Annotated in this window: 14 protein-coding genes and 2 pseudogenes; 10 read left to right on the top strand and 6 right to left on the bottom strand. The window is 70.2% G+C overall.

The genetic code is table 11. The features are described 5' to 3' along the window. Positions 1–131: 131 nt before the first annotated feature. Entirely contained in the window at positions 132–491 is a 360-nt protein-coding gene (locus ACFY9S_RS08135; protein ID WP_102912757.1) for a hypothetical protein, read from the bottom strand. A gap of 210 nt (positions 492–701) precedes the next feature. Between ACFY9S_RS08135 and ACFY9S_RS08130 the strand changes: the two genes are divergently transcribed. Continuing rightward, the gene (locus ACFY9S_RS08130) at positions 702–1,502 is read left to right on the top strand and encodes a GNAT family N-acetyltransferase (RefSeq protein ID WP_391124327.1); all 801 of its coding nucleotides are present in this window, start codon (positions 702–704) and stop codon (positions 1,500–1,502) included. A 96-nt stretch (positions 1,503–1,598) separates the two neighbouring features. Here ACFY9S_RS08130 and ACFY9S_RS08125 read toward each other — a convergent pair whose 3' ends face one another. From ACFY9S_RS08125 to ACFY9S_RS08115, 3 genes are all read right to left on the bottom strand, one after another. Continuing rightward, complete coding sequence (locus tag ACFY9S_RS08125; protein ID WP_391124324.1) at positions 1,599–3,038, bottom strand: ATP-binding protein; 1,440 nt, start codon at positions 3,036–3,038, stop codon at positions 1,599–1,601. Continuing rightward, positions 3,039–3,758 carry a response regulator gene (locus ACFY9S_RS08120; RefSeq protein WP_391124321.1) on the bottom strand — a complete coding sequence of 240 codons (720 nt, stop codon included), beginning with the start codon at positions 3,756–3,758 and terminating at the stop codon, positions 3,039–3,041. A gap of 117 nt (positions 3,759–3,875) precedes the next feature. Further along, positions 3,876–4,952, bottom strand: coding sequence for a CE1758 family FMN-dependent luciferase-like monooxygenase (locus ACFY9S_RS08115; protein WP_391124318.1), 1,077 nt, complete (start codon positions 4,950–4,952; stop codon positions 3,876–3,878). Positions 4,953–5,098: 146 nt separating this feature from the next. On the opposite strand from ACFY9S_RS08115, the pseudogene ACFY9S_RS08110 reads away from it, so the two are divergent. Beyond that, a pseudogene (locus ACFY9S_RS08110) lies at positions 5,099–5,425 on the top strand (YnfA family protein); the annotation flags it as partial. 67 nt (positions 5,426–5,492) lie between these two features. Here ACFY9S_RS08110 and ACFY9S_RS08105 read toward each other — a convergent pair. Beyond that, positions 5,493–5,927: an ester cyclase gene (locus ACFY9S_RS08105; protein WP_102912228.1), complete on the bottom strand. Its 435-nt coding sequence runs from the start codon at positions 5,925–5,927 to the stop codon at positions 5,493–5,495. Between the two features lie 124 nt (positions 5,928–6,051). Between ACFY9S_RS08105 and ACFY9S_RS08100 the strand changes: the two genes are divergently transcribed. After that, positions 6,052–6,828 carry an SDR family NAD(P)-dependent oxidoreductase gene (locus tag ACFY9S_RS08100; RefSeq protein ID WP_391124315.1) on the top strand — a complete coding sequence of 259 codons (777 nt, stop codon included), beginning with the start codon at positions 6,052–6,054 and terminating at the stop codon, positions 6,826–6,828. A 10-nt stretch (positions 6,829–6,838) separates the two neighbouring features. Here ACFY9S_RS08100 and ACFY9S_RS08095 read toward each other — a convergent pair whose 3' ends face one another. Beyond that, positions 6,839–8,032 (bottom strand): RtcB family protein, encoded by a 1,194-nt coding sequence (locus tag ACFY9S_RS08095; RefSeq protein ID WP_391124312.1) that lies wholly within the window; start codon positions 8,030–8,032, stop codon positions 6,839–6,841. Between the two features lie 171 nt (positions 8,033–8,203). Here ACFY9S_RS08095 and ACFY9S_RS08090 point away from each other — a divergent pair, with 171 nt between their 5' ends. The 7 genes and pseudogenes from ACFY9S_RS08090 to ACFY9S_RS08060 all read left to right on the top strand — a co-directional run bounded on the left by ACFY9S_RS08090 (position 8,204) and on the right by ACFY9S_RS08060 (position 16,256). Beyond that, positions 8,204–9,019: a DUF3558 domain-containing protein gene (locus ACFY9S_RS08090; RefSeq protein WP_391124309.1), complete on the top strand. Its 816-nt coding sequence runs from the start codon at positions 8,204–8,206 to the stop codon at positions 9,017–9,019. Positions 9,020–9,138: 119 nt separating this feature from the next. Beyond that, positions 9,139–10,032: a DUF3558 family protein gene (locus tag ACFY9S_RS08085; RefSeq protein WP_391124306.1), complete on the top strand. Its 894-nt coding sequence runs from the start codon at positions 9,139–9,141 to the stop codon at positions 10,030–10,032. A gap of 88 nt (positions 10,033–10,120) precedes the next feature. Then, positions 10,121–10,285, top strand: a pseudogene (locus tag ACFY9S_RS08080) (DUF2637 domain-containing protein); the annotation flags it as partial. Between the two features lie 61 nt (positions 10,286–10,346). Continuing rightward, positions 10,347–11,795, top strand: coding sequence for an integrase (locus ACFY9S_RS08075; protein ID WP_391124304.1), 1,449 nt, complete (start codon positions 10,347–10,349; stop codon positions 11,793–11,795). A 77-nt stretch (positions 11,796–11,872) separates the two neighbouring features. Further along, complete coding sequence (locus ACFY9S_RS08070) at positions 11,873–13,669, top strand: hypothetical protein (RefSeq protein WP_391124301.1); 1,797 nt, start codon at positions 11,873–11,875, stop codon at positions 13,667–13,669. Continuing rightward, complete coding sequence (locus ACFY9S_RS08065) at positions 13,666–15,825, top strand: ABC transporter C-terminal domain-containing protein (RefSeq protein WP_391124299.1); 2,160 nt, start codon at positions 13,666–13,668, stop codon at positions 15,823–15,825. Before ACFY9S_RS08070 ends, ACFY9S_RS08065 begins: the two co-directional genes overlap by 4 nt. Then, positions 15,822–16,256: a hypothetical protein gene (locus ACFY9S_RS08060; RefSeq protein ID WP_391124296.1), complete on the top strand. Its 435-nt coding sequence runs from the start codon at positions 15,822–15,824 to the stop codon at positions 16,254–16,256. The genes ACFY9S_RS08065 and ACFY9S_RS08060 overlap by 4 nt, the downstream gene beginning before the upstream one ends. Positions 16,257–16,523 lie beyond the last annotated feature (267 nt).

The raw sequence follows: 16,523 nt of genomic DNA, 5'->3' as shown, positions 1-16,523 counted from the left end.
CGCAAGCCCTGCCCGACGCCGCCGGCGGGACTTCACAGCCGGGCGGCTGTAGCGCGTCGGTGTTCCACCGGACATCCATGCGGGAACCGACCGCTCACGCATGGATGTCCGCTGTCGGTAACGGCGGCAGGTCAGTGATCGGAGTAGCTGAAGTCCCCCACGGTCCAGGCGCTCACGTCCTCGATCGCGACCCGGTACATCCCTCCCGTCTCCGGGATGCCCACCGTGCCCTGGAGGATGCGAGCGACGTGGAAGTGCAGATGTGTGGGTGGCCCCTCCTTCTCCACCGGGGTTTCGAAGACCGCGGAGAACTCGCCCAGCCGGGCGGAGTTCGTCAGCACCTCCGAGACCCTCGCCCTCCACACGGATTCTGGAGCCAGCCGGCCGGTGATGACAGCACCACCGGCGACCACGGTCAGGGACATCTGGTTGCTCTGCCCGGACTCCACACGGGCAGCGATGTCAACGATCAGCTCGTCAGGCTTCGCCATGAGACCGGATTTTATGCACCGGCCCGCCCGGGCGCCTCAGGCGGTGGCGAAAAAGGGGCCGGTCCGGCCCACGCCCCGCTGCTCGTCCACCGCCCGCGAGGCCGGTGTCGACGGTGGTGCCCCTGCCGGAGGACGCCGGGCGGGTGGATGAGCCGGGCGCATGACGGGCAGTACGAGTGCGGCGGAAGTCGGTGACCGGAGGGGGCCCTGGTGCGTGATCCAGCGGAGTCGATCGAATCGGTGGAGCAGCTCGCCACGGTCTGGCGGGCCATGGTGCTCGACCGGGATCCCCGCGCCGACGTGCGCGACCTGCCGGGCATCGCCGTGCGGTGGGCCGACTGCCGGTTCGCCTTCTGGAACTGCCTGACCCTGACCGACGTCGGCGCGGACGCCGGATCGCTGAAGCGGCGGCTCGGCGAGGCCGCCGGGATCATGCGGTCGAAGTCCCGCCCCGGGTTTCTGTGGGTGTTCGAGGACCTGCTCGAGGACGAGGCCCGTGCCCTCCTCGGGAAAGCCGCCGAGGAGGCAGGGCTCGCCCACGCCTTTCCCGGCACCGGCATGGCGGGAGACCTGCTGCCGATCCCCGAGCCCGTCCACCCCGAGCTGACCTTCGCACGTGTGCGGGACGACGAACTCCTGCGCTCCTACGCGGACATCAACTCGCGCGCCTACGGATTCCCCCTGGACGACGGACGGGACGGACTCGCCGGGTCCTCGCTCTGGAAGAGCCGGGTGTTCGCCTACCTGGGGCTGCGGGACGGGGTCCCGGTGACCTGCGCCGCCACGGTCGAGGCGGACGGGCGGCTCTTCGTCGTGCTCGTCGCCACCGATCCGGCGTGGGAACGGCGAGGGTACGGGGAGGCCGTGACCCGCAAGGCCCTGTACGAGGGGGGCCGGGCGACCGGGCTGACCCGGGCGACGCTGCACGCGACCACCGCCGGAGCGCCCGTGTACCCGCGGATCGGGTTCCGGCCGAACTCGACGATCGGGTTCTACTCCCTCAAGGCCTGACCGACCGACTCGCGGCGGTGGTGGCGGGCCCGACCCCTCGCACCGGCTGCTCAGCCCTCCTCCCGACCGCTTCCCGCAGGCCTCCACACCGGCTGCTCAGCCCTCCTCGTGACCGCTTCCCGCCGGCTCCCCGCCCACCGTGAACCCGGTGACCGTCCCGCCCCCGTCCCGCCGGAAGGCGAACGGCGCTCCCCCGTGGGCGAGGGCCACCTCGCGGACGATGGACAGGCCCAGGCCGGAACCCGGCAGGGAGCGGGCGTCGGCGGCCCGGTAGAAGCGGTCGAAGACGCGGGTGAGGTCGCTGTCGGCGATGCCCGATCCGCGGTCGAGGACCTCGACCCGGATCGTGCCGGGGCGGGCGGGCCCCGAGACGACGATCTCGATGGGGTCCCGGCCGCCCCGGTCGAACTTCACCGCGTTCTCGACGAGGTTGGACAGCGCCCGGGTCAGCATCCCGGGCCGCCCGTCGGTCGTGGTGTCGCCGCTCGCGCGCAGCAGGATCTCCCGGCCGCTGCGGCGCCGGGCCACTCCCGCCACCTCCTCCGCGAGGTCCGCGACGTCCACCCGCCGGGGCGGCTCGGTGTCGGACTGCCCGGCCGCGAGATCCACCAGTTCGTTGACCAGGTCGGTCAGCTCCCGGGCCTCCTGGCCCAGGTCGGCGACCAGTTCCTCGCGGGCCTTCGGCGGGAGTTCGCCGATCCGGTGCAGCAGGGAGATGTTCGTACGCAGGGAGGTCAGCGGTGTGCGCAGCTCGTGGCCCGCGTCCTGGACGAGGCGGCGCTGGTCCTCCTCGGACTGGGCGAGCCGGCCCAGCATGCGGTCGAAGGCCCGGCCGAGGCGGCCCACCTCGTCGTGGCCGGCCACGGGCACCTGGATGCCCAGCCGGCGGGTGCGGGCGACGTCCTCGGCGGCGTCGGTCAGCACGACCAGGCGGCGCGTGATCCGCCGGGCCAGCCACCAGCCGAACAGCCCGGCGCCGACGACCACGGCCGCCACCAGCAGCAGCGTCCGCTGCTGGAGCACCCGCAGCAGATCCTCGACGTCGCTGAACTCCTGCGCGACCTGCACCGCGCCCCGGCCGCCGCCGAGGGAGACGGTGGCGACGCGGTAGACGTCGTCGCCCACGTCGACGTCCTTGTGCTCGGCCACCTCCCCGGACAGCACCGCGGCGGCGATCCGCGCGTCGGTGCCGGTGACCGGCAGCCCCGGGCTGCCCCGGTCGACGACGTGCCCGTCCGGGCCGAGGACCTGCACGTCCGTGCGGGCCGGCCGCACCAGGTCGTGGCCCGGCGCGGCGGACGAGAAGTCGCCGGGCGTCATGTGGTTCTGCCGTACCTCGTCGCGCAGATCCTGTACGACCTCGTCGAACACCGTCTGCTGGTCCACCCGCACCAGCCGGGCGGCGGCGCTGTACGACAGGATGCCGACCAGGATCGTCACGGCCGCCGTCACCGCCGCGAAGGACACCGCGAAGGTGGTGCGCAGCGAGACGAGCTTCGGCCGGCGCCCGACCGGCAGCCGGCGCAGGCGGCCCACTCAGTCCTCCCGCAGCACGTAACCCACGCCCCGGACCGTGTGGATCAGCTGCGGCGCGTCCGGCTCGTCGAGCTTGCGGCGCAGGTAGCCGACGTAGACGGCGAGGTTCTTCGAGCCGGGCCCGAAGTCGTAGCCCCAGATGCGGTCGTAGATCGTCGAGTGGTCGAGGACGATGCCCGCGTTGCGCACCAGCAGTTCCAGCAGTTCGAACTCGGTGCGGGTCAGCTCCAGCTCGCGCGCGCCCCGCCAGGCCCGGCGCGCCTGCGGGTCCATGCGGACGCCGGCGGCGTCGATGAACCGCTCCGGGAGCGGCCTGGGCGCCTCGGCCGCCGGTGCGCTCCCGGCGCCCACCGGGCTGGTGCGGCGCAGCAGGGCGCGCAGCCGGGCGAAGACCTCCTCCACGTCGAAGGGCTTCACCACGTAGTCGTCGGCGCCCGCGTCCAGGCCGGCGATCCGGTCGGCGGTCTCCACGAGGGCCGTCAGCATCAGCACGGGCGTCCGGTCGCCCTCCGCGCGCAGCACCCGGCACACCTGGAGCCCGTCGATGCCGGGCATCATCACGTCCAGGACGAGCACGTCGGGTCGGTTGCGGTGGGCCTGCGCCAGCGCCTCGATCCCGTCGGCGACCGCCATGACCTGGTAGCCCTCCAGGGTCAGGGCCCGCTCCAGGGCATTGCGGATGGCGCGGTCGTCTTCGGCGAGCAGCACTGTTGGGGGCACGCGTCCAGTGTGCCAAGTCCGTGGGTTCCCGGAACCGTATGCGCTGCGCCGGAGCGCCCTTCTTACTGCCCTCTCACCAGGGGCCGGGCGACCGTGGAGCCGGGCCCTACCGTCCCCTCACCCTCGGGCCCGGGCGAGCCGGTCCGCGTGCGTGGGGGCGTCGGGCACGTCCGCCGGGCGGTCCACGGCGAACTCCTTGCGCAGCACCGGCACGACCTCCTCGCCCAGCAGGTCGATCTGCTCCAGGACGGTCTTCAGCGGCAGCCCGGCGTGGTCGACCAGGAACAGCTGGCGCTGGTAGTCGCCGGCGTAACCGCGGAAGGCCAGCGTCTTCTCGATGACCTGCTGGGGAGAGCCGACGGTCAGTGGCGTCTGGTCCATGAAGTCCTCCAGCGACGGCCCGTGCCCGTACACCGGCGCGACGTCGAAGTAGGGCCGGAACTCGCGCACCGCGTCCTGCGCGTTCCTCCGCATGAAGACGTGTCCGCCGAGCCCGACGATCGCCTGCTCGGGCGTGCCGTGCCCGTGGTGGGCGTACCGCGTCCGGTACAGCTCGACCATGCGCCGGGTGTGGTCGGCCGGCCAGAAGATGTTGTTGTGGAAGAAGCCGTCGCCGTAGAACGCGGCCTGCTCGGCGATCTCCGGGGAGCGGATCGAGCCGTGCCAGACGAACGGCGGTACGCCGTCCAGCGGGCGGGGCGTGGCGGTGAAGCCCTGCAGGGGCGTGCGGAACGTGCCCTCCCAGTCGACGACGTCCTCGCGCCACAGCCGGTGCAGCAGGGCGTAGTTCTCGACGGCGAGGTTGATGCCCTGCCGGATGTCCTGCCCGAACCAGGGGTAGACCGGGCCGGTGTTCCCGCGTCCCAGCATCAGGTCCACCCGGCCGTCGGCCAGGTGCTGGAGCATCGCGAAGTCCTCGGCGATCTTCACGGGGTCGTTGGTGGTGATCAGGGTCGTGGCCGTGGAGAGGATCAGCCGCTCGGTGCGGGCCGCGACGTAGCCGAGCATCGTGGTCGGGGACGAGGGCACGAACGGCGGGTTGTGGTGCTCGCCGGTCGCGAAGACGTCGAGCCCCACCTCCTCGGCCTTCTGCGCGATGGCGACCATGGCCTTGATCCGCTCGCGCTCCGTGGGCGTCCGGCCCGTGGTGGGGTCGGGCGTGACGTCGCCGACGCTGAAGATCCCGAACTGCATGGTCGCTCACCCTCCGTGATGTTTACGGTTCAACCATATCGAGGAACGGCAGCCCACCCGGGCCTATTCCCCGAGCCGGGCTCCGGCCGGCTCCACCTCGACCGCCTCGCCGCCCCCGGGGGCAAGCACATGCGAAGCCGACCGCCATGTCCGTGCTCCGCTCCGCCGCCCTCCTCGCCCTCGCCGCCCTCCTCGAAATCGGTGGCGCCTGGCTCGTCCGGCGGGGCGTGCGCGAACACAAGGGCTGGCTCTGGGCGGCCGGCGGCGTCCTCGCGCTCGGCGCCTACGGCTTCGTCGCGACGTTCCAGCCCGACGCCCGCTTCGGCCGCGTCCTCGCCGCGTACGGCCGGATCCTCGTCGCCGGCTCGACCCTGTGGGGCGTCGTCGCGGACGGCTACCGCCCGGGCCGCTGGGACATCACGGGCACCCTGGTCTGCCTCGCGGGCACGGCGGTCATCACGTACGCCGCGCGGGGAAACCGACCGGGGCGGTCGTCATGTACACGCCCCCGCGGGGAAACCGACCGGCCCCCCGGAAGCCTCAGAACGGCTCGTCGGGCAGCAGCCCCAACTGCCCGAGGAAGTCCATCTCGTCGAAGTACAGCCGGTAGTCGACGATCCGCCCGTCCCTCACGGTGGCGATGTCCACCCCGCGGATCCGGACCTCCTTCTGCGTCGGCGGCAGCGTCTCACCGTTGGGCAGCTCGAGCGGCCCGGTGTTGCGGCCGCGGTAGATCCCCTCGTCGATGGCCGTGTCACCGGCCTCGTAGGAGTGCAGCACCTCGAACGTCGCGCCGGGAACCGCCTCCGTCATCGTCCGCCAGTACTCGACGATGGTGTCGCGCCCGCGCAGCTCGCCCTCGTCGGACGTGAAGGCGACCGCGTCCTCGGCGTAGAGCTCGCCGACGACCTTCAGATCCCTGTGTGTGGTGACCGCGTCCGTGAGCCGGTCCATGACCTCGCGTGCCTCGCCCATGATCGCCTCCGGGAGAACAGAGGACCACCCAGCCCCATTCTCCCACCGCGGAGTCCGCCTATCCTGGCCGCGAGCCCGACGCGTACGCCGGGCCGCCGCACGCCCGAGGACCCGAGGAGCACCCATGGCCACCGCAGCCCCGCCCGCAGCCTCCCGCATCGCCGTCGTCACGGGTGCGAGCAGCGGAATCGGCGCAGCCACGGCCCGGCAGCTCGCCGCGGCGGGTTACCGCGTCGTCCTCACCGCGCGCCGCAAGGACCGCATCGAGGCCCTGGCCGAGGAGATCACCGGCGCCGGCCACCATGCAACGGCGTACACCCTCGACGTCACCGACCGCGCCGCGGTCGACGAGTTCGCCACGGCGTTCAAGACGATCGGCGTGCTGGTCAACAACGCGGGCGGCGCGCTCGGCGCCGACCCGGTCGCGAGCAGCGACCCGGCCGACTGGCGCCAGATGTACGAGACGAACGTCATCGGCACCCTCAACCTCACCCAGGTCCTGCTGCCCAAGCTGATCGCGAGCGGCGACGGCACGGTCGTGGTCGTCTCCTCCACCGCCGGCCACGGCACCTACGAGGGCGGCGGGGGCTACGTCGCCGCCAAGCACGGCGCGCACGTCCTCGCCGAGACCCTCCGCCTGGAGATCGTCGGCCAGCCGGTGCGCGTCATCGAGATCGCCCCCGGCATGGTCAAGACCGACGAGTTCGCCCTGACCCGCTTCTCCGGCGACAAGGAGAAGGCGGAGAAGGTCTACGAGGGCGTCGCCGAGCCCCTCACGGCCGACGACGTCGCCGAGACGATCACGTGGGCGGTCACCCGCCCCGCCCACGTCAACGTCGACCTCCTGGTCCTGCGCCCCCGCGCCCAGGCGTCGAACACGAAGGTGCACCGGGAGGTGTAGAGCCGGCCGGTCAGCCCTTCACGCAGACGACCTGCTTGATCTTCGCCACGACCTCGACGAGGTCCCGCTGCTGGTCGATGACCTGCTCGATCGGCTTGTACGCGCCGGGGATCTCGTCGACGACACCGGAGTCCTTGCGGCACTCCACGCCCCGCGTCTGCTCCTCCAGGTCCTTCGTCGAGAACCGACGCTTGGCCGCGTTGCGGCTCATGCGCCGGCCCGCGCCGTGCGAGGCCGAGTTGAAGGACTTGGCGTTGCCGAGGCCCTTCACGATGTACGAACCCGTGCCCATGGAGCCGGGGATGATCCCGTACTCGCCGGAGCCGGCCCGGATCGCGCCCTTGCGGGTCACGAGCAGGTCCATCCCGTCGTAGCGCTCCTCGGCCACGTAGTTGTGGTGCGCGCTGATCTCCGGTTCGAAGGTGGGCTTGGCCTTCTTGAACTCCTTGCGGACCACGTCCTTCAGGAGCGCCATCATGAGCGAACGGTTGCGCTTGGCGTACTCCTGGGCCCAGAACAGGTCGTTGCGGTACGCCGCCATCTGCGGGGTGTCCGCGACGAAGACGGCGAGGTCGCGGTCGACCAGACCCTGGTTGTGCGGGAGCTTCTGGGCCACGCCGATGTGGTGCTCGGCCAGTTCCTTGCCGATGTTCCGGCTTCCGGAGTGCAGCATGAGCCAGATGGAACCGGTCGTATCCGTGCAAACTTCGACAAAGTGGTTTCCTCCGCCGAGCGTTCCCATCTGCTTGGTGGCACGTTCCTGACGGAATTTGACCGCCTCCGCCACCCCGTCGAACCGCCCCCAGAACCCGTCCCAGCCAGCCGTGGCCAGCCCATGGAACCGCCCCGGGTCGACCGGTTCGTCATGCATCCCGCGCCCCACCGGAATCACCTGCTCGATCCTCGACCGCAGCCGGGACAGGTCGCCGGGCAGGTCGTTGGCCGTCAGGGACGTCTTCACCGCCGACATTCCGCAGCCGATGTCGACGCCCACCGCCGCCGGGCACACCGCACCCCGCATCGCGATGACCGAGCCGACCGTCGCACCCTTGCCGTAGTGCACGTCGGGCATGACCGCGAGGCCCTTGATCCAGGGCAGGGTCGCCACGTTCCTCAACTGCTGGAGCGCGCCCTCCTCGACCGAGGCCGGGTCGGTCCACATCCGGATCGGTACCTTCGCACCCGGTATCTCTACGTACGACATAACGCCCTCAATCCCCCGTAAATGAACAAAAGTCCTCAACAGCAAATACCGGCGCCAAGGTCGACGAAAAGGAAATCGGACCGGCGTCCACGGCAGTGCGTGCGATACACATTGTGTCCATCGCCGCCCGTACGGCGGCAAGCCAATATCCGTCTCGAGAGGAGCCACCACGTGCAACGAAAGGCGTGCGCACCCGGTATCGCCGTGCTCCTCGCGGCGGTACTGGTCGGCTGCACCGGCGGCTCGACCGACGGCGGCCCGACGGACGACTCCAACCCCGGCGACACGGGCACGGCATCGCCCGCCGCCGAGCCCGGCCGCTACCGCACCCTGCCCGAGCCCTGCGCCGAGGTCAGCGAGAGCACGCTCGACGAACTCCTCCCCGGCATCCGGCAGATCAGTGACGAGAAGCAGCGCGAGACGGCCTACGAGGGCGTGCCGACGACCACCTTCGACACCGACCGCAAGGTCGGCTGCCGCTGGAAGGTGGACTCCGCCGCCGCCACCGACCATCTGCTGATCGACTTCGAGCGGGTCGTCTCCTACGACAACGCCGTCAGCGACGACAGTCAGGCCGAGCAGCTCTTCGCGGAGCAGGAGGCGTCGGCCCACCTGCCCGAGCCGACGGCCACCGAGACGGCGGCCGGCAGCACCCCGGCGGGCGGTTCGTCCGCGTCCCCGTCCGGCTCGCCGTCCCCGTCCGGTTCCTCGTCGCCGTCGGCGGCGCCCTCGGTGACGCCGACCGACTTGCAGCCCCGGGTGCTGGAGGATCTCGGCGACGAGGCGTTCCTCGACGACGGGCTGAGCAGTTCCGGTTCGACGGCCAAGCAGCGCACGGTGACTGTGGCGTTCCGCACGTCCAACGTCATCGTGACCATCGAGTACGCGGAGCAGCCGACGACCGTCGGCGTCGTGCCGGACAGCAAGACAATGCAGGACAGGGCGCAGAATCTGGCCGCGCAGCTGGCGGATTCGCTGGGCGGCTGAGGCCCCTTCACGGCCCCTTCACCCCTGCCCGCAAAGCACCCGAAGGAAGAACACACGGTTGCCTCACCGCGTACGGTGACCACTCGGACCCGTTCCGACCGCAGGGAACCACGAGCGTCATGAGTGAAGGAACCATGCAGCGACGAGCACAGCGAGTAGAGCGTGACCAGCGAGCCAAGCGCCGGGGCCGTGTCCTTGTCTGCGCGGCCGCCGTCCCCGTGATGCTGGTCGCCGCCGGCTGCTCCTCGGACTCCGGCTCCGGCGACAGCACGGACAAGGCCGCGAAGGCCGCGGCGTCGGCGTCGGCGAGTCCGTCACCGACGGTGCAGGCGGCGGCGTACGGCAAGCTTCCGGAGCCGTGCAAGGTGCTCTCGAAGAAGACGCTGGAGGACCTCGTTCCGAAGGGCAAGTCCGGCAAGGAGGGCAAGTCGGACGACATCTCGACCCGGGGCAGCTGCTCCTGGAACAGCCTCGACAACAACGGCGTGAAGGGTTCGCAGTTCCGCTGGCTGAACGTTTCGATGCTGCGCTTCGAGTCGGACGTCACCCGTGGTCCGGCTGACAAGCTGGCCCAGGAGCACTTCGAGAAGCAGGTCCAGGAGGCCCAGGCCGTCGAGGGCGCCAAGAGCGTCAAGACGGAGCCGGTGGCCGGCACGGGCGACCAGGCGACGGCCGTGCGCTACGACCTGAAGAAGAAGGAAGGCACCTTCAAGCAGCAGACGGTCGTGGCGCGCGTCGAGAACGTCGTGGTCACGCTGGACTACTACGGAGCGGGTCTGGCCGGCGACAAGACGCCGAGCGGCGCGGACATGCTGAAGGACGCGAAGAAGGCCGCCAAGGAGGCCGTCGGCGCGGTGTCCGAGGCGAACGGCGAGGGCGGCGGCAAGGCGGGTGGCGACCCGTCGAAGTCGCCCTCCAAGTCGGCGTCGAAGTCGCCTTCCAAGGACACGTCGGACAAGCCCTCGAAGGGCGCCTCGTCCTCCCCGTCCAAGAAGCCCGCGTCGAAGAGCTGAACCGTTACGACGGGAACCGGCCACCCGTCCTCCGCACATGTGTGCCACCCTGTTGCGCGCAACAGCACGCAAGGGGAGGGGAGTACGGGTGGCCGCGCCACTGCAACTGACTCGGACGCACCGCGTTCTCATCGGCGTGGTCGTGGCCGGTGCCGTGATCATCGCCGGCATCGGCTTCGCCGGTTCGTACGCGGCGGTGCGCGAGTTGGCCCTGAAGAAGGGCTTCGGGAACTTCTCCTACGTCTTCCCGATCGTTCTGTAGCCAGTGACCTGTTGCTCGGTTTGACGTTATGCCGTGCGTGAGCACGGTGGGAATGAACAGTGGGCGCTGGCATGCGTACCGGTACGACCTGAAGAAGGGGACGCGGGTTCCGCTCCCGGAGGCGTGCACCCAGTACGCGGCCGATCTCGTCGCCTGGGTCGTGGACTCGGGCGGCGCGCATGGGCAGTGGTTTCTGATCGGTCCTGATGGCCGCCCTGATCTTCGGGTGAACGCGTTCTTCTCCTCAGCGAAGATGCGGGGCCGCGCGGTGCGGACGAACCGGGACTACGCGTACTCGGTGTGTCTGTGGTTGAACTTCCTGTTGCCGCTGGATCGCGGCTGGTGGGAAGCGACCGAGGATGACGCACGGGAGTTTCAGTTCTGGCGGGTGACAGATCCGCGGAACCCGCAGCGGGTGCAGCGCAGCTCGTTCTACCGGGATGCCGCGGGGCTGAAGACGTTCTACCGGTGGGTGGGCGGCCGATTCCACGTGGTCAACCCCTTCGAGGAGTTGGAGACCTGCCGGGGCCGCAAGCAGGAGGACGTGAAGTGGCTGGACCCGGACGGCTATGCGCGGTGGCGGGATCTGGGTCTGCGCGGGCTGGATCTGGACGGTCGCGAGGACGCCGCGTGGGGCGGCCGTAACGAGCAGCGGGACGGTGTGTTCGCCGACGGCCTGTACGGCACCGGGCTGCGGTTGTCGGAGTGGGCGAGCGTGGTGCTGCCGGAGCTCCCGGAGGAGACGCGAGGCCGGGGCTACTACACGTGTGCCCTGGCGGATGCCTGCGCGAAGGGCGGCTATGGGCACGCGTACTGGATGCCGCGTGCGGTGCTCTCGGACGTGCTGTCGTACGTGGAGGGATCCCGGGCGCGGGCGGTGCGGCGCGCGCAGGTGGCGGGCCGCTACGAGCGGGTGGCTGAGCGCCAGGTCGTGGTCGGTCTGGAGGGGCGTCGCACGGTGACGCTGGAGACCGAGGACGGTGAGCGGAAGACGACGGCGTGGAACGATCTGGATCCCACAGCCCGCAAGCTGCTGTTCCGGCGTACGCGGCAGGGGCTTGAGCCGCTGGCTCTGTGGCTGAACGAGGACGGGCTGCCCAGGGACGGGCACGGGTGGCATCACACGTTCGAGACCGCGAACCAGCGGATCGCCGCGCTGGGCCTTGAGGACTTCAGGTGTACGCCGCACATGCTGCGGCACTCGCTGGCGCTGAAGTGGTACGCGGTCGCCAAGCTGGTGCAGGCTCGGCAGCTGGGGCACCTGTCCCAGGAGGAGACCCGGGATTTCCGCGAGCAGTTCGGTGACCACTGGCATCTGGTGCAGACAATGCTGGGGCACCGGCGGGTGGAGACGACCAAGAACGTCTATCTGGAGCCGTTTCGCAATCTTGAGGTGGAGCTGCTGCTGCGGCACGCCGACGGATTCCCAGTGGAGCGGTTCATGGCGGATGTCTTCGCCGGTCATCCTCGGGTGCGTACGGATCCGCTGGCGGTGCGGTGAGCCGCCGGGGGCGTCAGGCCACGCTGCCTCAGGCTGGGGTGGAGCGGGCCTGGGGGCTGTGCCAGTCCGGTGACTCGTTGACGGTCCGCTGTTTCGACGAGGCGACCGGTACGTCCAAGGACTACGACTTCTCGCGACTTGGAGTGTCGCGAGAGCTCAAGGAGATGCTGGCCAGGGCGTTCGCCTCACGGACGGCGCCGGGCGGTGGGCTGACCTCGCTCGACGCCATGAATTTGGCGTATCGGGCGGTGGTCCAGTTGGCCGAGCACGTGGCCACCTTGGTGTGGCGTCCGGTCCTGCCGGAGCACCTGCTCCCCGAGCACCTGGACGGGGTCTTGGAGAGCCGGAGCGGCTTCGCCTCGGCGGCGCGCGATCTGGAGCACGTCAAGCTGCTGCTGGCCCACGCGGAGGGCCTCAGCGAGGCGATGCGCGGAAAGCTGGGCGAGCAAGGGCCGCGCCGGGCCGAGGGGCAGCGCAAGGAGAGCCTGAGCCGGGCGGAGTGGAAGCGGGTCGCGGAGGCGGCCCGGGCTGATCTGCGCGCTGCGGCCACCCGGATTCGCGGTAACCGGGAGAGCCTGCGGGCCTGGCGGGCCGGGGAACTTCCCGACGGCGATCTCGTCGTACAGCGGCGCATGGAACTGCTGGAGAGCGTGGACCGGGCGGGGGATGTGCCACGTGCGTGGGCCGAGTGCCACGGGCGGGAGGCGCCGCTGCCGTGGGTGCAGCGGTACGGCGAGGTGGCGGATGTCGTGTCATGGCTGCACCTGTCGCAGCGTGAGGCTCTGGCGGGCGCGGTGCTGATGGGGGTGCTCACGGGTGAGAACCCGAGCGTGATCCTGTCGATGCCAGCGGCCCATCATCGTGCAGACGGTTACGTCGGAGACGTCGGTACGGCGATCGTGGCGGGGCGCAAACCGCGTCGGGACCGTCATCAGCACATGAGCCTGGTCCTCTCCCAGGTGCCCGACTGGATCAGCATCCCGGACGATCCGCAGAGCGTGTCGTCACGCGACGCACTGCACACCGCGTTCGGCCTTTACATCCTCCTGCATGAACTGACAGCCAGGTCACGGGAGTTGAGCGCCTCGCAGCGCCTGTTGGTGCGACAGGCGCAGGGCAGTCCCGGCCGTCCGCAGCTGTCGGAAAGGTTCTCGGCCGACATGGTCCGGCCCTGGGCCCACGCTCACGGGCTGGTGGCGGACAAGAAGGACGCGGAGGGACGGGCGGTGCCGCTACGGGTCACGCTGGGCATCATCCGGCTGACCCACGTGGAGCTGCATCAACGACCGGTGGCGCACTCGGAGCGGACACTGGCGACCACGTATCTGGCCCGCAACCGAGGCAACCTCGCCGAGTACCAGAAGGTGGTGGCCGACGCCCTCGCGACGGAGGTGGCCAAGGCGAAGACACGCGGTGTGATGGCCACCTTCACCGAGGACGACCTGCGGCAGGCGCAGGAGGAGCCGGAGGAGGTCGCCGCGACGTATGGCGTGGACGTGGCCACGCTGAAGCGGATGATCGACGGTGAACTCGACACCGTGATGAACGCCTGCGCGGACAACACCGGAGGGCAGCATGCGCCGGTAGGGCAGCCGTGCCGGGCGTCGTTCATGCAGTGCCTGGACTGCCCGTGTGCTCGGGCACTCCCCCGTCATCTGCCCATCCAGGTCCTGGTGCACGACCGGATCGCCGAGCGGCGCGCACGGTTGCCCGCGCTGCAGTGGGCCCAGCGGTTCGCCGCCCCGCACGCCCAGCTCGCCGATCTGCTTTCCCGGCACTCCAAGACGGCCCTTGACGACGCACGGACCGCCGCCACCGAGGCCGACCGGACCCTGGTGACCCGATTCCTCGACAGGGAGCTCGATCTTCGATGATGAGCCGGTCCGCCATCGCGCTGGTCCGGGACGGTGTGCCGGACGGTCTTCCTGAAGGCACGGAGTGGCCCGCACCGAACACGCTCGTGCTGCTGCGCCGAGAGGTGCGGCCGGGCACGGACCCTGCGGCGCTCTCAAAGTTCGCCGATGACCGGTGGCATCTGACGCCGGCCATCTTCGAGGACCACACCAAGACCGTCAGTCTGAACTTCGCCCCTGTCCCGGCCTCTTGGCGGCTGGAGGTGAAGCACTACGTGTGGCAGCTGCTGAATCTTCCCGAAACCCGCAGCATGCGCCACGCTCGCGGGGAACGGCTGGCCCCGCTCTCCATTGCCCATCTGTTTCCCAACCTCAAGGCCTTCGTACGGTGGCTCAGCCACCACCAGCTGACGTCCTTCGCGCAGGTCACCACGGCCCATCTGGACCGCTACCTCGCCGATCTCCAGGACGCGCACATCGGGCTGGACCGCAAGTACCGACGCGTGGGCGAGGTACGGCGCCTGTGGGCCCACCGCGAGGTGTTCCCGACCTGCCTGCGCTTGCCTGCGGCCCCGCCGTGGAACGGCGAGGACCCCCGCGACTTGTTCCAGCAGGTCCGCCAGGACCTGGAGAACCGCACCCCGCGCATCTCTGAACGGACGATGCAGACGCTGCTGCTGTGGGCACTGCGGTTCGTCGAGGACTTCGCAGCGGACATCCTGTCCGCGCACGCCGAGCACACCCGATTGCACGGACGGAGCCCGGAACTCCTCAACCGCCCACGCCACCAGCGGGACCGGCGCCCCGGCCAGCTGCGCCGGGAGGTGAGCACGTACCTCGACAAGCTGCGCTCCCAAGGAGGTTGTCTGCCCGGGCACACCGCCGAGGACGGACGGGTGCAGATCGACTGGCGGCACATCGAGCGGCTCTTCGCCAGTTCCAGCGGAACCAGGTACACCGGCACCGGACACCTGATCGCCGAATCAGGCCTGCCGATCAGCCCTGGCATTCCCCTGGACACCCCCATCACCGGGCTCCTCGACGGAATCCCGTGGCGCACGGCCCCCGTCGACTATCACGAAGCAGCCCAGCTGGCCCGGCTGTTGAGCACGGCCTGCTTCATCGTCATCGCCTACCTCTCCGGCGCCCGCCCCGGGGAAGTGCTCTCCCTGCGCCGCGACTGCCTGCGCAAGGACCCCGATACCGGGCTGTGGCTGATGGGCGGGCGCTACTACAAAGGCGCCGTGGACGCCGACGGCAACAAGCTCCCCCAGGGCGAGGAGCGGACCGACCCCTGGGTGGTGGTGGCCCCGGTGGCCACGGCCATCAAGGTCCTTCAGCGGCTGCACGCCAGTGAGCTGCTCTTCCCCACGTACATCGAGAACTACCGCCGTTCTACCACCCGTCTGGGCACGGCACGTGACGTCCAGACCTCGGCCGAGGACATCACCGACTTCACTCGGTGGGTCAACGCGTACTGCGCCCATGGCGGCCGCGCCGACGCCATCCCCAAAGACCGGCACGGCACCCTCGCCCCGTCCCGCTTCCGCCGCACCTTGGCCTGGTTCATCCGCCGCCGCCCGCGCGGCCTGGTCGCCGCAGCCATCCAGTACGGCCACGTCCACGTCCAGCTGATGCAGGGCTACGCGGGCTCCTACGCGTCCGGGTTCCCCGACGAATACGCCTTCGAGGACTGGCTGTACCGGATGGAGACCACGGCCGAGGACCAACGCGCCCTGGCCGCCGGCGAGCATGTCAGCGGACCCGCCGCCGACGCCTACCGCCACCGCGTGACCGCCGCCCACCGGACATTCGCCGGACGCGTCCTCACCAGCGCTGGCCAGTCCCGCGACCTGCTCGGCAACCCACTGCTTCAGATCCACCACGGCCGCGGCATGACATGCGTCCTCAACCCAGCGACCGCCGCCTGCCAGTTGCGCGGCACCGCCGAGGATCCCCTGGTCACCCCCGACATCGACGACTGCCGGCCCAACTGCCGCTGCCTCGCCCGCACCGACCGCGACATCGCCCACATCGAACAGCAGGTCGCCGAACTCGAAGAGACTGTCTGCGACCCCCTCGCCCCGCCCATCCGTCACGCACGCGACCAGCACGAACTGGCCCGCCTGCAAGCCATCCTCGACGCTCACCACGAGGGCAGGAAACCGACCCGATGAACGACTCCCCCACCACCGCGCCCGAGACCGACCCGGTCCGCAAGGCCATCCTGGCCGCCATGGACCGTATGCTCTCCGGCTCCCCCAAACGCTCCACCGGCCGCCTCAGCGTCTCCCAACTCGCCGTCGAAGCCGACGTCAGGCGATGGCAGTTGACCCACCGGCACACCGACCTGCGCGACCTCTTCCAGGCCCGCGTCCGCCAGGCGGAGGACGCCCGCGGCTCACACCAGAAGACGGTCGAGGAACGGGACGACCTGCGTCGACGGCATACGGAACTGCAGCGCTACTGCTCGGAGCTTGAGGAGCGAGTCCAGACGTACGCCGCCGTGATCAACCTGATGGCGCTGGAGTACGAGGCGCTGACCGAGCAGAACGCGGAATCAGCACGAGTGCTGCCCCTGCCATCCCGGCGGACGCCTAGCACCTGAGCTCGACGGGTCCGGTGCGTCGAAACGCCGCCACAAGTCCGTCAACGCCGCGCAGAGGTACTTCAAGCCCGGCACGGCCGCATCGCCGAGGTCACCAGCGTGCTTGCACCCAGCGGCAACCAGCTCTCAACCGGGACCCTGTGGACGGCCTGACATCTGAAAAGAAGTGATCTAGCCTCGCGCTTTCACGTGGCAGGGCGTCCGGTAGGTGATCAGAAACGCGGAGAGTGCTCCTGACCTGCAACGATGTGACTTGTCTAGGGTCCA

The sequence above is a fragment of the Streptomyces sp. NPDC012474 genome, assembly GCF_042955185.1.
In the GTDB taxonomy this organism is placed as follows: Bacteria; Actinomycetota; Actinomycetes; order Streptomycetales; family Streptomycetaceae; genus Streptomyces; species Streptomyces cahuitamycinicus.
This window is presented reverse-complemented; position numbering and strand designations above follow the sequence as displayed.